The organism is Flavobacterium lindanitolerans (genome assembly GCF_002846575.1).
Classification (GTDB): Bacteria; Bacteroidota; Bacteroidia; order Flavobacteriales; family Flavobacteriaceae; genus Flavobacterium; species Flavobacterium lindanitolerans.
In genome coordinates, this window is sequence record NZ_PJND01000009.1 from 116,725 (window position 1) to 131,195 (window position 14,471).

The 14,471-nt window shown below is 31.3% G+C and carries 11 protein-coding genes; 2 read left to right on the forward strand and 9 right to left on the reverse strand.

Features of this window, described 5'->3' with window-relative positions; genetic code table 11:
* Positions 1-4: 4 nt before the first annotated feature.
* Entirely contained in the window at positions 5-415 is a 411-nt protein-coding gene (locus B0G92_RS13160; RefSeq protein WP_101472553.1) for a helix-turn-helix domain-containing protein, read from the reverse strand.
* A gap of 50 nt (positions 416-465) precedes the next feature.
* On the opposite strand from B0G92_RS13160, the gene B0G92_RS16810 reads away from it, so the two are divergent.
* The gene (locus B0G92_RS16810; RefSeq protein ID WP_245867874.1) at positions 466-1,035 is read left to right on the forward strand and encodes a SymE family type I addiction module toxin; all 570 of its coding nucleotides are present in this window, start codon (positions 466-468) and stop codon (positions 1,033-1,035) included.
* A 38-nt stretch (positions 1,036-1,073) separates the two neighbouring features.
* On the forward strand, positions 1,074-1,448 hold the full coding sequence (locus B0G92_RS13170) for a SymE family type I addiction module toxin (protein ID WP_101472554.1): 375 nt from the start codon (positions 1,074-1,076) through the stop codon (positions 1,446-1,448).
* A 257-nt stretch (positions 1,449-1,705) separates the two neighbouring features.
* Here B0G92_RS13170 and darG read toward each other — a convergent pair whose 3' ends face one another.
* From darG to hsdR, 8 genes are all read right to left on the reverse strand, one after another.
* Positions 1,706-2,743, reverse strand: a complete 1,038-nt coding sequence (gene darG, locus B0G92_RS13175; protein WP_101472555.1) for a type II toxin-antitoxin system antitoxin DNA ADP-ribosyl glycohydrolase DarG — start codon at positions 2,741-2,743, stop codon at positions 1,706-1,708.
* 11 nt (positions 2,744-2,754) lie between these two features.
* Complete coding sequence (gene darT, locus B0G92_RS13180) at positions 2,755-3,423, reverse strand: type II toxin-antitoxin system toxin DNA ADP-ribosyl transferase DarT (protein WP_245867877.1); 669 nt, start codon at positions 3,421-3,423, stop codon at positions 2,755-2,757.
* Positions 3,424-3,525: 102 nt separating this feature from the next.
* Positions 3,526-5,529 (reverse strand): ATP-binding protein, encoded by a 2,004-nt coding sequence (locus B0G92_RS13185; protein ID WP_101472556.1) that lies wholly within the window; start codon positions 5,527-5,529, stop codon positions 3,526-3,528.
* A gap of 56 nt (positions 5,530-5,585) precedes the next feature.
* The gene (locus tag B0G92_RS13190) at positions 5,586-5,996 is read right to left on the reverse strand and encodes a helix-turn-helix transcriptional regulator (RefSeq protein ID WP_101472557.1); all 411 of its coding nucleotides are present in this window, start codon (positions 5,994-5,996) and stop codon (positions 5,586-5,588) included.
* 1,515 nt (positions 5,997-7,511) lie between these two features.
* Positions 7,512-8,684 carry a restriction endonuclease subunit S gene (locus tag B0G92_RS13195; RefSeq protein WP_078691057.1) on the reverse strand — a complete coding sequence of 391 codons (1,173 nt, stop codon included), beginning with the start codon at positions 8,682-8,684 and terminating at the stop codon, positions 7,512-7,514.
* A complete protein-coding gene (locus B0G92_RS13200) occupies positions 8,677-10,179 on the reverse strand; it encodes a class I SAM-dependent DNA methyltransferase (RefSeq protein WP_101472558.1) in 1,503 nt (500 codons plus the stop codon). The genes B0G92_RS13195 and B0G92_RS13200 overlap by 8 nt, the downstream gene beginning before the upstream one ends.
* Positions 10,179-11,933 (reverse strand): AAA family ATPase, encoded by a 1,755-nt coding sequence (locus B0G92_RS13205; RefSeq protein ID WP_078691055.1) that lies wholly within the window; start codon positions 11,931-11,933, stop codon positions 10,179-10,181. Before B0G92_RS13205 ends, B0G92_RS13200 begins: the two co-directional genes overlap by 1 nt.
* Positions 11,933-14,251: an EcoAI/FtnUII family type I restriction enzme subunit R gene (hsdR, locus tag B0G92_RS13210; protein ID WP_101472559.1), complete on the reverse strand. Its 2,319-nt coding sequence runs from the start codon at positions 14,249-14,251 to the stop codon at positions 11,933-11,935. The genes B0G92_RS13205 and hsdR overlap by 1 nt, the downstream gene beginning before the upstream one ends.
* Positions 14,252-14,471 lie beyond the last annotated feature (220 nt).

Below are 14,471 nucleotides of genomic sequence, written 5' to 3' on the forward strand. Positions count from 1 at the left end.
ATATTTATTTCCCCTCAATCAACCTCTCCAACTTCTCAATCATTTCCTTTTGCTGCTGAAGCATACGTTCATAAAGCTCAACCATCTTATCAAGAGGATTGAAAGTCGGCTGAATATTTATAGCGTTTAAAGTTGATGTGTCGTTACTTGTAAATGTATTTGAGATAATATTTACCGCTTGTTCCTCGTCAAAATTTTCAATAGCCTCGGTAGGCACTTTCAGGATTTTAGCCACTTGTTCTAAAATATCCTTTTCTACGGATTCTTTTTGTTCCAGGAGAGAGATTTTCTTTTGGTTCCAGTCTTCGCCCAATTCGTAGGCTAGGGCGTCTTGCTTGATGCCGAGCATTTCACGGAAACGCTTTATGTTTCGACCTTGGTGTATTTTCTTGTTTGGCATATTGGTATGTATCATAAATCTCAAATATACTCTTTTTAGTTAAAATAATTAACAACTATTGGCAAATGAAGTTTCTAAATTATGCTTTTTTCGGAATAAAACATCCTGAAACGGAATTCATTATCCCGCAAACCTTCCCTTACTTCACAACATCATTGCACAATGATATAAAAAACACTGACGGAAACAAATATAAACCAATCCAAATACGCCAAATTACGGGAAACCGTATTTATTCAATATCCACCATAAAAACACACCAAATTATGTGCAACGTAAGATTTTTAACAGAAGAGGAAGAAAACCAAATCGTATTGGACACCCGTTACATCACCGTAAATCGCATCCCCATAAAAGGACATTACAACCCGCACGAATGCTGCTCCAAAGTCCAGCTACAGGGCAGATGGATTGACAAATGCGGATTCAAACCAAACGACAAACTCACAGTAAGTGTCTACCGCAACAGGCTCGTCATAGAAAAGCAAAAACCCAATACCATAAACCCCAAAGTGCTGGCACGTGAGCAGAAAGCCAACGAGAAATACGTTCGGGAGCGAGTCAGACAGCTTGTAAGTCCGGATATATTCAATCGACTAAGCTTTAAAAACGGAGAGATTAAATGGATTAAATAATTTCTCTACACTGTAATAACTTCCAAAAAACACGATATATGAGCACCAAAAACACCGAAAAAAAGCCAGAAAACCAAAGCAAGGACGAACTCATTGAAATGCGCCGCCTTACGGTATCTGCCATTTACATGAACAGTGAAGGCTACAACAAAAACGACTACGCATCCCGAATAATGCTCCTGGGCAAATGGGTTCGCAAATGCGGATTCAACGAAGGCGACAAGCTCACAATTTCCATATACCAGAATAGGATAGTAGTCGAAAAAGAAGACCCAAACACGCTAGACACCAAACTCTTAGCCCGAATCCAAGACGAAAGTAGTAGACTTCTCAGAAAGAAAATCAAAGCAATGGTACATCCCGAAGTATTCGAGCAACTGCGGTTTGTAAACGGACAAATCAAGATAAAATAACCGACCCTAGTGCAATCGGTTTTTAGCCAATTGTGGAGCCACAGACGATGCCTACCTTTTAAAAACATTTTCCTTTGGGCGTGCCCCTCCGGGTCGGGCTATCCGCTACAAGTCCTCGCTCGTACCTCGCTGTGGGCTTTTCGCTGCTATCCCTCACGCAAACCCGTCATAAAATAGAGTAGGGTACATAACCGAATGAAAATAGCAATGAGTTACGAAGTACATTTCTATTTAAAGAAATATGTATTTAAAACTTTTTAAGGATGTGTGAATGAAGCTTTTTGTATATGATTTAGAGAAATATTAATATAGTTTGGATTAGAAATAAGACTTCGTTTTCTATCACTCCATTCTTCTAATTTTTTTGTAATGATTAAGTTGTTGAAAGTATCGCTTTTGATAGCAACATAATCAATACTTGACAATAGTTCTAATGCAAAATCAGAATAAAAACCATTTAAAAATGTAATCGTATTTTGAGCGATTTTGTGAAGAACGGGATTGTTTTCAACATGAGCTTTTACAGTTTCATATCCGTCAGAAATCAAAGTCAGTGGTTCAAAAGGCTTTTTATTCATGTCACTATATCCCATAAGATAACTACCATTCAATGCATTTAGTACAAATCTAACCTTGCCCGAATATGGACCATAAAATTTTGGTTCAAATTCTAGTTTAAAGTATTCTTTTGCTCCAAATCTTTGTAAAAAATAGCATACTTTTTCGCTGGAAAACTCTGATACGTATTCTCCATTTCTTACTAAATCATATAAAACGTAAAGTAGTAATGCTCGAGCGTCTGTTAATTTTACTCTCTCATTTTTAAGATGTTCCTTGATTTCTTGGGTAGGCTCGTACACAAAAATATTAATATCTAAATTTTGTAATTTCTGATTTATTATTTTTTTTACTCTTTCCCATTCTAACCCCCCATTACCTGCTCCTAAAGGCGGAAGGGCAATACTCTTTATTTTATTGTCGTTGATTACATTAATTAAATCATCTAGACCAGCCTCAATGTAACTATATTCAGATGGTTTTCTCCAACTTTTTTTGGTTGGAAAATTTATTATTATTTTATCTCCAGAGTCAAAATTACTGTCTTTAAAAACAAATAAACGACCAATATCAACTTTATTTTCTTTACATGCCTTTGCATAAGCTTTAAAGTTATTTGGAAAAGCTTTTTTGAACTGCAAGGCAATACCTTTACCCATAACACCATCTGTATTGACTGTATTGATAAGTGCTTCGGCGCTACTATCAAGTATATTTCCCGTAATGTATTGTATCATCTTTTGTTTTTTTAATAATAAGCTCGGGGAATCATTTTTATTTTTTCATCAGCAATCCCCATATTAATTAATTGCTGTTTTGCAGTATTGTTATAGCAAACATATCCTGCTATGAAATTAGCAGGTATATCTTCAGAAATTAAAAACTCTGCTTGTTTTTTTCTTTTAAGATCTAAATTTTCAGAACCTGCCCAGTAGGAAGTTTTAATTGCTGTCCAATCTATAATATTAGGCAAATTATTTATTTGGCTTGTATCATAGAAAGAAGTTAAACTATCTGTACCATGCCCATCAGAAAAATAAAATGTCATTCCTGCATTTACAATATTTTTTATTCTACAAACAACATATACTATGTTTTGAGGAGGAGTTGCTTGTACAACAAAATTACCACCATGTTGCATAACATAAAGCATCGGCATTTTTACACCCAAATAGAACGGAATATAATCTCCTAAGGTAATAGTGGGGGCGTACAAATTGTTTATGTTTCCATTATTTATACTAACTTCTTTTCTACTTCTAGTATCTATAAGGCTTACGTCTCCAATGCTAACAAAGTTAGGATTAGAATTATGAGAAGTTTTATGCGTTATACCGTGTGCGAGGATATGTGGAATATTCTCAATGTGTGTCATACGATATAAATACAAATCATCTATACTCATTTGTTTTGTCATCAGTAATTATTAATAATAATTATAGGTAAATATAAACAAAATAATCTTCTTGTAAATGTTGACTATATAACCTCTTTGATATTATTAATAATTAAGAAGTTATTATCCTGTAGCTGATTTAGTTAGTATAAAAGGTAATTCTTTAATATCTCCGGATTCCATTAGGTTCTCAATAACTGTTTCTTTGAAGTCAAGATTTTCAATCAAATGCTTATGTCTAATTTCAAATATTTTAAACAAGTCATCCCATTTCATTGCATAAATCTCATAGTTTTTAACGCTTTCAACTAGGAATTTTTTTCCTTTATTTTTCTGAGATTCATATTTATCCTTAATCCATTCATCAACAGATTTACCAATTAAAATTAATTTCCATTTTCTTAGTTCGCTATTAAATTGAGGTTCAGAGATAATAAAACGAATATACGCTTCAATTTGGTCATATTGTTCCTTTCCGATAACAACAGTTGGTCGTTTTAACTCTACAATTATATTTTCTTCAATACTTAACTCATCATTGATAACCTCATTAGATTGGATTTTTCTGGCAATGAAAATGTCTGGTCTTTTTAATTTATTTTTTGATGTCAGATACGATTTCTCTTTTTTACCGCTTTCTATAAATGATAGATAATTATTTAAAGTAGTTTCAAAATTTACGTCAGCACTAACTAGATGATACTGCTCTCCAAATAACCAATAATTATTTTCAATAACCTTTTGAATATGGTCTCTTTCGTTAGTGAATTTTTCTAATTCAATAACTAATTTTTTTAATATCGTAACAGTATTAAATCGGTTTTTTAGTTCGTTTATTAATGCTGTAATGTGAATTACTTTTGTATCTTCTAATACTTTTGCAAATTCTAACCGTTCTTCATCGCTAAGGTCAATTAAACTTTCTAATATTGTTAATATATTATCTCGTTGTTCACTATCAAGCAATAAATTTAAAAAGCCTACTATTGTTTTACTCTGTTGGTCTTTCAGTCCTTGGAATATTTTGGGATTTAGACAATATATTTCTTTTACAACATTCTCTAAATCTTTTTCCCTTATTCTGTCGTAGGAATTATTTCGGAACTTAGGGAAAATATTTTTTCGTCTGAAATCTTCAATTAATTTTTCTGCTTTCTTTTCTCTTACGAAATTCTTTTCCTGTTCAGCAACTAAATGATTAAGGTACTGAATCAAAGCTTTAAACGTTCTATCATTTTTAGTGTTACCTAATTCATTAAAAGTGGGATTTGAATCTTCTTTACTAGATGGTAAGAAATTGTCGAAATAAGGAGAGTTGATATAAACAGAATGATGAAAATCTTCTGTTTTATTATTAAAGGAAGTATGCTGTCTGTCGACTATTTTTAAACTATCATTTAAGAAATAGTAATAATATTTATCTCCAATGTTCCTTTTCCATTTTACGAAATCAATTTTAAATTCATGATTACCATATTTAAAATTATCAGAAACTGAATATTCAATAACATCTTTATAATCAACATAGATATTATTGACATTGAGAGCATAATTTTCATTTCTATTTAAAAATAGATACCACCCAAATTCAGCGGTTAAAAAATCAAAAAAATCTTCATTTTCTAATAGGTCAGCTGTTAATTCTGTAAAATCATTAAACTCAACAGTTGTTCCTGTTTTTTTAGTTTTTGAAGAAATATTGTTTGATGTTTCAAACGAAGGTAAAGTTCCTTTGTTTAAAAGGATATCATAGGAGAGTTGTTTATTTCCTTGTCTAAAAGTTGTTTTCCAAATGGCTTGATTACAAAAACCGATAAAAGAAAATCGTCCTTTTCCTTTTTTACCTTTTACAATACCATTATGAGTATTTGAAACCTGTTTTTGAGAATCTAAAAATTGTCCAAATGTTTGGTCAATAGTATTAATATCTATCCCAACACCATTATCTTCAATATGTAATTTATGAAAATACCCAAGCTGATTTGCATCATAAATAATTGAAACTTGCTTGGCGTTAGCATCAAAGCCATTCCAAATATACTCAGCTAAAGATTTTTTGTAATCTTTGTTTAAGCTTTGTTCAATACTTTTATAAGTAATTTTTGTAGTATGCTTTTGCTTAGTCATTAGTTTTTATTGTATGTTAACCTCAATTTTCACGATATCACTAATAGTAAAGTATATTATTTCCCCTCAATCAACCTTTCCAACTTCTCAATCATTTCCTTTTGTTGTTGAATCATACGTTCGTATAATTCCACCATTTTATCAAGAGGATTAAAATTAAAAGTAGGGTGGACATTCATACCATTTGATTGGTCATGTGTATTGAATGTATTTGAGATAATATTTACTGCCTGTTCCTCGTCAAAATTTTCAATGGCTTCCACAGGCAATTTTAAAATTTTAGCCACTTGTTCTAAAATATCCTTTTCTACGGACTCTTTTTGTTCCAGGAGAGAGATTTTCTTTTGGTTCCAGTCTTCGCCCAATTCGTAGGCTAGGGCCTCTTGCTTGATGCCCAGCATTTCACGGAAACGCTTTATATTTCGACCTTGGTGTATTTTCTTGTTTGGCATATCGGTATGTATCATAAATCTCAAATATACTGTTTTTAGTTAAAATAATTAACAACTATTGGCAAATGAAGTTTCTAAATTATGCTTTTTTCAAGATAAAACATTCTGATTAGGAATTGACTACCCAAGAGGGCTTGTTTTACTTCACGGCATAAAAGCACAATGAAATGAAAAACGCCGAGAGTAACAAAGATAAGCTATTGGAAATACGCAAAATTACGGTTTGCCGTAAAGTATTTAACTTCCATAATTATCATCCCATAATCACAATATGTGGCAAAAAGCTGTGGTATATCAACCATTAAATAGAGCAGTGGAATAGTACTATTATTTTATAAAACGCTGATTTATAACATTAAAACAAGCTTGTCTTGAAGCAAAATTTCTCTACATTATGTTAAATAGAAACTCTGTTTGAAGCACACGCTCTGGCATTGATGAATGAGCGTTTAAAAACGGACGTAGCGAAGCGTTAAAAAATGTAAACTGTTTGAGCATAAACCAAAGGTTTACGGGCGTAGCTCAGAGTTTTTACATTTTAGCGTAGCGCAGTCGGTTTTTAGCGAATTGCGAAGCAATCACGAACACCAAATAAATAAATAAATAAATAAATAAATAAACCGTGAGTAATGCATCATAGCCTTGATTTTTTGGTTCTTTTGCATCAAGGCAAAAGAACAGATAATTAACGTGTGAGCGCCAGCATAGAAAAATGCCAAAAAAAAGCCGTCAGGCACATTGGCATTTTTTGTATGCCAGCGAACTCCACGAAACGTAAGTTAGATGAGACCTTAGCTTAAAATAAAAACGCCGAATCAAAATAAAATTTCGCTTTCCGAGCGTTGGCAAAAAAAATTAAATCGACAGGACGAGCGTCGGCAAATTGTGCAGCGAAAATTCAATGTGTAAATTTTATTTCCAGACACATTTAATTTTTAGCAAACAAGCGCGTTGGCCGAGCGGCTATTTCCGGAGGCTCCGAACATAATGACTAATTATAGGTCTAAATGCTTCCGAAAGCTAAACTTCCTTATGAAAGACACACCAATTATTTTACATAATATTATTATAGGGCAACCGAGCTTGCGAGGACTATTTTGACCTATAATGTACGGAGCATTATGTTAAATAGCTTTGGTATTTAATTTTTTAGAGCAGGGGAAAAGGGGAATTTTATTTTCACTCTTTAACCGATAAACCTCCATAAAACCGACTCACTTCCTCGTTAAACACCACTCCGCGTGAGGGATAGCAGCGGCATCCTTTTGAGAGTTTACGAACAAAAGATAAAGCGCATAGCCCGACCCCTGACCAACCAATAAACAACTGAAAAAAGGGCAGGGGACACGCCCAAACAATCCTCAATGTTGCTGAAATCCCGAATGTGATAAATAAACAAAATGTGCCTCACAAAATAATGTAGAGAAAGTATATAAAACTGAGTAGCACAATGAGTGGCGAAGCCACAAAGACTGGCAACCCCTAAAAAGATTTTGAGCGTACCTTAATTAAAAGTTGAATAGAGAAATTTTATAATTCTCCTTTAAAAGCTTGATCTAGTAAACTACTTTTTAATGCTTTCATATTGTCTAACTTTATCTTTAATTCTTTCGTCATTTTTTCATGTAAATTATATAATTTCTCAATTCTTGATACAGTTTGTTCTTGAACATCTAATGGTGGTAAAACCATCATTCTTTTTTCTATATTTCCTTTTGTAATATGAATCATTCCAACTCCTCGACCACCTTCTTCTTTAATTTTGTCAGTGTCCCTCTCTAATAGATAATATAAAAATTTCTTTGAAACATTATCTGAAAGAGGAACAAGCTTCCATATATGATAATGATAAATTGATTTTTCACCATCCCATATTTTCGGACCAAAAGAAGCAGACCAAGCATATAATAAATCTCCTTTTTCACAATATTTATTTTCTTCCAGTTCCATATTTGAATAATACCATCCTCTATTGGAGAAAAAATTACCAACTCTTAATATTGGGTATTTTCCTGCATTGAACATTTCACTTTGTTTATATGCACGCCCATTAATAACCGTAACAATTTCTGCAAGTGTTTTCTTCCTATATTTTAATTCTAAGGCACTAAATTCTCCATCAAGAGAACTATTTATTAAAGCTTTAGAATAATTCAAATTATCTTCAAGTAGTGTAATTGAATTATCAATTTTTTCAAATATAGTATCAAGTTTTTTAACAATTTTATTCTGTTCGGTAGGAGAGGGAACAAATATTGACCAATCTTCTATGAATTTTGTAGGTACCCTTTTTAATCCTCCTGCCCCTGTCATACTTAATTTAGCTAAATGTATGAAAGAGCTTGTTTTAAGTGAATAATAGATCCATTTGGATGAAACAGTTTCTTTAGGTCTTAAAATATGAAATTCAGAAGATCCAAATCCAATATTATTTTCAAGATTTGTAGCAATTCCTAATTTTCCATTTTCAAAGCATGGTGTTACCTTTGCTAAAACAACATCATTATTTTGAAAATAAGTATAACCTTTATATACTTCAATTAAAGGTTTAATTATGTTTGAACTAAAGTTTTGGTTATCTTCAATGAGCAAGTTCATTGGGACAAATGAAACTTTTAATTCGTTATTGAATTTCCCTAATTCTGATTTTTTAGGATTAATTATACAAACTTCACTAAGTTTTTTAATTTTTAATTTATCCATGTATCAAGGATTCTATTTGGTTTATAAAATCACTTATTTTCTTTTCATTATCTTTTATTTTTGATAATATCTTTTTGGGGGTTAAGTGTTCTACTTCTATAATTTTGTGTGGATTTTTTGCACTGATATCATAATCTATTATATCTTCAACTGAAACCGTCCAATCATTACATCCCTCATAAGTTTTTTCATTGGTTTGATTTCTCTTATTTGGATTTTTAAATAAATCAACAAACTCTTGCATATGCTCATAAGCAATAGGTTTATTTTTTGTCAGCTTATATGATGGATTTACTTCATAATACCAAATCTTGGAAGTAGAGCCTTTTCTATCAAAATAAAGAATATTGGTTTTTACTCCACTATAAGGTAGGAAAACACCGCTTGGTAAACTCACAATTGTATGCACATTAAAGTTTTCTAAAAGATCTTGCTTTATTTTTTTAAAGGCATTGCTTGTTTGAAATAAAACACCTTCGGGAATTATAATAGAGGCTCTTCCTTCTAATTTCAGCATTTTCATAAAATGTTGAAGGAATAACATTTCCGTTGCATTTGTTTCTATTGGAAAATTTTGTTGAATTTGTGTCTTTTCTTTACCTCCAAAAGGTGGATTGGCTAGAATTACATTGTGTCGGTCTTTTTCTTGAAAATCTCTAATGTTTTGGGTTAGTGTATTTCCTTTATATACATTTGGACTTTCAATGCCATGCAATATCATATTCATCATCCCCATTACATAACCTAATGAAGTCTTTTCTTGTCCGTAAAAAGTATCTGTTTGGATTGTTTCCCACCCAGATGCAGAAAGCTTTTTTTTCTTTTCGGGCAATGTCATGAATTCAAATGATTCAACTAGAAAGCCAGCACTACCAACAGCTCCATCATAAATAGTTTCTCCTACTTGTGGGGCAACAGTTTCAACCATGGCTTTAATAATTGCCCTTGGAGTGTAAAATTCGCCTGAGTTTCCACCATCAGACCCCATACCTTTTAGCAAATTTTCATAAATATGCGATAGCTCAAATAGTTCATCAGAACTTTGAAAATCTAAACTGTCGATAATATCTAATACTTCTCTTAATGTATGCCCACTAACAATTCTGTTATCTAGAAATTCAAAAATTGCTCCTATTTTATACTTTATTGACTTTGGATTGTTATTATTATTTTTAAAATTTTGTAAATAATCAAATAAAGTTTTATTGACAAACTCAATTAGATCACTACCAGTCAGAGCCCGTTTAACATCTAATTTTCCATTTTCATCTTTAGGACATGCCCAATTTTCCCATCGTAAATCTTTGCGAATTACATATTCATATTCGTTACCATCAAGGTATGCCTCATCTGCCTTGTTGATTTCATAGTCATTTAAGAATTTCAGAAATAGAACCCAAGAGATTTGCTCTGTATAATGCATAGCACCACTAATTCCATCATCTCGTCTAAGTATATCCGTTATTCTATCTATCTTATTTTGTATGTCGCTCATTATGCAATTGTATCTCTTAAATAATTATATATTGTTTCAATATCATTTGAAATTTCATCCGCTTGAATATGGCTAATCATTTCGTCTAACATTTCTTCATTAAATCCTATTCCATCTAAATTATACATAGGTCTTAAAATAGTTTTAAAATCACCATTTCTAAAATCTGTTATGTTGTCTAAATTATCTCCAGTAGCATAATTTGGTAAATTGTAAAGAGCATTTACTGCATCATTGCAATTCTTTACATCAAACAGAGTGGGGGACAATAAGTAATTTTCAATCTCTCTTCGCTTCCAAGATAGAAGATGTGTTTTTGTAAGATTATTATTGAATTTTTTAACTCTATCAAATTCTGCATGAATATTAACATTCAAGCTATTTGAAATTTGATTTTCTGGAAGCTCATCCTTATCACAAATTAGAAATATTTCTTTCGTGAGTATTTCTTTATTTAAATTTTCTTTTCTAAACTCATCAATAAAATAAAGTTTTTGTTTACCAAATATTTCGTTTGGATTATCATAACCAGAAGATTTGGCAATTGGTAAAAATTTATCGAGTGTTTCTAATATTCCATCTCCAAGTTTTTTTACAGCTAGTTTCTTAAAAATTGTCCAATCACTTACATTGTCCATGATTACAGGGTATAAAACTCTTGACAATATTTTAAACTGGTAGTTTTTCTGTCCTACTATACTATCTAATCTTTTCGAAAGTTCTAAAAAAGTTAAACTTTCTTCGACTCTCCCATTTTCTATTACCTTAATATTCTCAATTTTATTATGTAATATGGATTCTGAAATGTGAGTAGTAGTAATTATTATTCCTTCACAGTTATTTAGTTCTTTCCACATTTTACTCAAATTCTTGTAATATAAATGAGAATCTATTTCATCAAAAAGAAATATAGTGCTTTCATTATCAAATAGATCTATTATTGCATAAGTGGATAAAATTTGATACTCACCATCGCTTAAATGTTTAAATTGGAGGTTGTTTTTAAATCTTAGATTGAATTCGGATAATTCGGAATTTGATAGCCAACCATTAGTTGCTAAAGCCCAAAAACTAAATAGTTTGTTTACATTTTTATGTGTAAATACTTCAAAACCTTTCCTTGAATCAAATGTTAACCATCTTTTAACTAAATTCTCATTATTTTGAAAATCAAAATCAATATCAAAAGCTTGGATGATTTTTTCTAATGTTTCATGAAATTCAGTTTTTCTCAGCAAGTTTTCTTGTAATTCATATCCTTCATCATTTTCATTGTTTCCTAATTCTTCTCTTTCAATTTCTTCTCTAATCTTAAATACATAGTTTTTTCTAATCCTAAATCTGAAGTCAAGTCTGCTAGAAATGTCATCACCTAGTTCATCAGTTTCAATATAACCTTTTTCTTTTAAGTAAGTTCTAACAAGTCCACTTTCTTTAAATATGGAAGACCAAAAAATCAATAACTTTATCCATTCATTATTAAAATAAAATGATTGAATTGGCTCATTTCTTTCTCTTATATATTTTTGATTTGTTTGCTTATGTTTGTTAAAAAGTTCTGTAAAAAGTTCATTTTGTCCTGAACTGAAACAGATTACTCTGAAATCATCATGTTCGATGTACTTTTCAAATATTGCTTCTAAAATTGATGATTTACCAGATCCATTACCACCAATAAAAGTAGTAATACCATTATTCACGCTAATTGTTTGAGGATGGTGTGAGATCTTACTTTTAAATTCTAATGTAGCCATTATACTGCTTGATAAATATGTTGTTGAAGTTGATAATATGCACCTAATAAATTTTTCATGTCGCCAAAAACAACTTTTGCATCTTTTGGTGTTCCAAGTTTTAGTTTGACTAAATCGCCAAGTCTTTCTCGTTGTAATTCTTCGATCCCAAATTTTTCATAATGATTTAGAACATATTCTAAAAACTCCCTTGCTTTTAAATTTTGGTAAATGGTGAAGAAATTGTCATTACGAACAGCACTTGCTCTTTCTCTTCTTGTTTTTATATCTGAACTAAAAGAAATGTGAGATAAGACATCGAAAATATCACATTCGGGTGATGCAATCATGTCACGTAAGGCATCTAACTGTTCTTTTTCAAAGCCTAGGGTTCCTAATTGAGCTAGGAGCTCTTTTCTTGTGTCTGGATTGGCCCATATTTTACGGAGATGATTTTCATCTTGGTAGATGGCTGGTAATTCTCCAACTAATTTTTCAAGAAATTCTCTAACAGTTAATGGTTTTCCATTTTCATCTATGTATCTTATATCAACATCAATAACTTTTAGAATTCTTCCGTTACTTAATTCTATAATTAATTTCTCTTTTCTTTCTCCATATTCTTCCTTCGGTTCTTGAATTGTAGTTACTGATGTTTTTTTTCTTATTTTTTCATCGTTAATTTCACCTGTTTCATATGTTTCAGTTTCATCTTCCGGGATTCCATCCCAGGCAGAATCATAAAATAAATCTGTTGCACCAGCAAAATCAATTATTGTAAAAAAATCTTTACCATCATAAACTCGTGTTCCTCTACCAATAATTTGTTTAAACTCAACTATTGAGCCTATAGGAGAGGTAAGGACTATATTTCTAACATTTCTGGCATCAATACCAGTAGTCAGCATTTTTGACGATGTTAGAATTACAGGGATGTCTTTATCATTATCTTGAAACGCTTCTAAAAAATTTCTCCCAATTTTACCTTCATCAGATGTTACTCTGACGCAGTAATTAGAATCGGAAACAGTTTTGTGTTTGTTTATCATATCTCTTAATTCCAAGGCATGATCTTGATTTACGCAAAAGACAATTGTCTTTTCCATTTTTCCAATATTATTTAAGATTGCTCTTGCAATTAAATCTGTTCTTTTTGGGATTATTATACTCTTGTCAAAGTCATTTATATCATATCTGTCCTTCTTTATTTCGCCTTGAATGACTTTGTTATCATTTGTATGAATATATTCGTCAATATTTGTTCTAATTCTTTTTACTTTATACGGAGTTAGAAAGCCATCGTTAATCCCATCACTTAGAGAATATTCATAAATTGGCTTTCCAAAATATTTATAAGTGTCAACATTGTCTTCTCTTTTTGGGGTTGCAGTTAATCCTAAATGAACCGCCTTATTAAAATGTGAGAGTATTGCTCTCCAAGAACCATCTTCATCTGCACTTCCACGGTGACATTCATCAATAATAATTAAATCAAAAAAGTCAGCAGGATATGATTTGTAATAAGCTCCAATATTTTCTCGTTCTGCAATTGCTTGATAGATAGCAAAAAATATAAAAGCATTTGTTGGAACAACACCATTTCTGCTTTTGACTTCTTCACCATTGATCTTTACAAGATCTTTTTCGTATGGGTTAAAGGTGTTTATGGCTTGATCTGCCAAAACATTTCTATCTGCCAAAAATAAGATTCTTGGTCTTCTATTTTCTCCATCAATATTCCATTTTGCTTGAAAAAGCTTATGAACTATTTGAAATGATATAAATGTTTTACCAGTTCCTGTTGCGAGGGTCAATAAAATTCTCTTCTTTTCTTCAGCAATATTCTCTAGAACTTTATTAACGGCAATTTCTTGATAGTATCTTGGACGCATTGCGCCGGTTAAATAAAATGGTATGTTATGTAATTTCTTTTTTAACTCAATGTTTTTTCCATAAAGTCGATTATAAAGTTCTTGCGGAGTAGGGAACTTTTCAATATAATCTCCCTTTCCAACTGTTCTGTTAAACTCATATATCTGTTTACCATTTGTAGAATAAACGAAGTCTATTTTTAACTTTTCAGCATAGTCTATAGCCTGTTGAAGCCCTTTTGTTGGGTGTTCATCAGATCTTTTAGCTTCAATTAAGCCTAAATTAATATTGTTGAATTTTAAAAGATAATCAAGATATAATCTTTTCCCTCTTTGATTCCCAAGTAACTTTCTACCATCAGTGAAGTAATATTCTCTTTCAATATTATCAGAAGTCCAATCACTTTCAATAAGTTTTGGATCAATATAGTTAGCTCTTGTGTCAGCTTCAGAGATATTTTTTGTCATAAATTAATCTTCTTTAAGCAGGTCTTTAACACTTACTTTTAAAGTCAGAATTTTATTAAGTACTTCAAGCTTAGGTTGTACAACAAGATTTGGAAATAATAATTAGTCACCTTTTGTCTAGCTATTGCTATCCATATTATTTATACTATGCGAATTTACTGTAATTAGTAATGCAAACAAAGTCTAGCAATAGTAAAGACTATAATAAATACAAGCATAA

Bases quoted from the DNA above. Each gene is read 5' to 3' on its own strand.
- B0G92_RS13185 (WP_101472556.1), bottom strand. From the start codon at position 5,529: ATGACTAAGCAAAAGCATACTACAAAAATTACTTATAAAAGTATTGAA.
- B0G92_RS16810 (WP_245867874.1), top strand. From the start codon at position 466: ATGAAGTTTCTAAATTATGCTTTTTTCGGAATAAAACATCCTGAAACG.
- B0G92_RS13195 (WP_078691057.1), bottom strand. From the start codon at position 8,684: ATGGATAAATTAAAAATTAAAAAACTTAGTGAAGTTTGTATAATTAAT.
- B0G92_RS13160 (WP_101472553.1), bottom strand. From the start codon at position 415: ATGATACATACCAATATGCCAAACAAGAAAATACACCAAGGTCGAAAC.
- darG (WP_101472555.1), bottom strand. From the start codon at position 2,743: ATGATACAATACATTACGGGAAATATACTTGATAGTAGCGCCGAAGCA.
- B0G92_RS13190 (WP_101472557.1), bottom strand. From the start codon at position 5,996: ATGATACATACCGATATGCCAAACAAGAAAATACACCAAGGTCGAAAT.
- darT (WP_245867877.1), bottom strand. From the start codon at position 3,423: ATGACAAAACAAATGAGTATAGATGATTTGTATTTATATCGTATGACA.
- B0G92_RS13205 (WP_078691055.1), bottom strand. From the start codon at position 11,933: ATGGCTACATTAGAATTTAAAAGTAAGATCTCACACCATCCTCAAACA.
- B0G92_RS13170 (WP_101472554.1), top strand. From the start codon at position 1,074: ATGAGCACCAAAAACACCGAAAAAAAGCCAGAAAACCAAAGCAAGGAC.
- B0G92_RS13200 (WP_101472558.1), bottom strand. From the start codon at position 10,179: ATGAGCGACATACAAAATAAGATAGATAGAATAACGGATATACTTAGA.
- hsdR (WP_101472559.1), bottom strand. From the start codon at position 14,251: ATGACAAAAAATATCTCTGAAGCTGACACAAGAGCTAACTATATTGAT.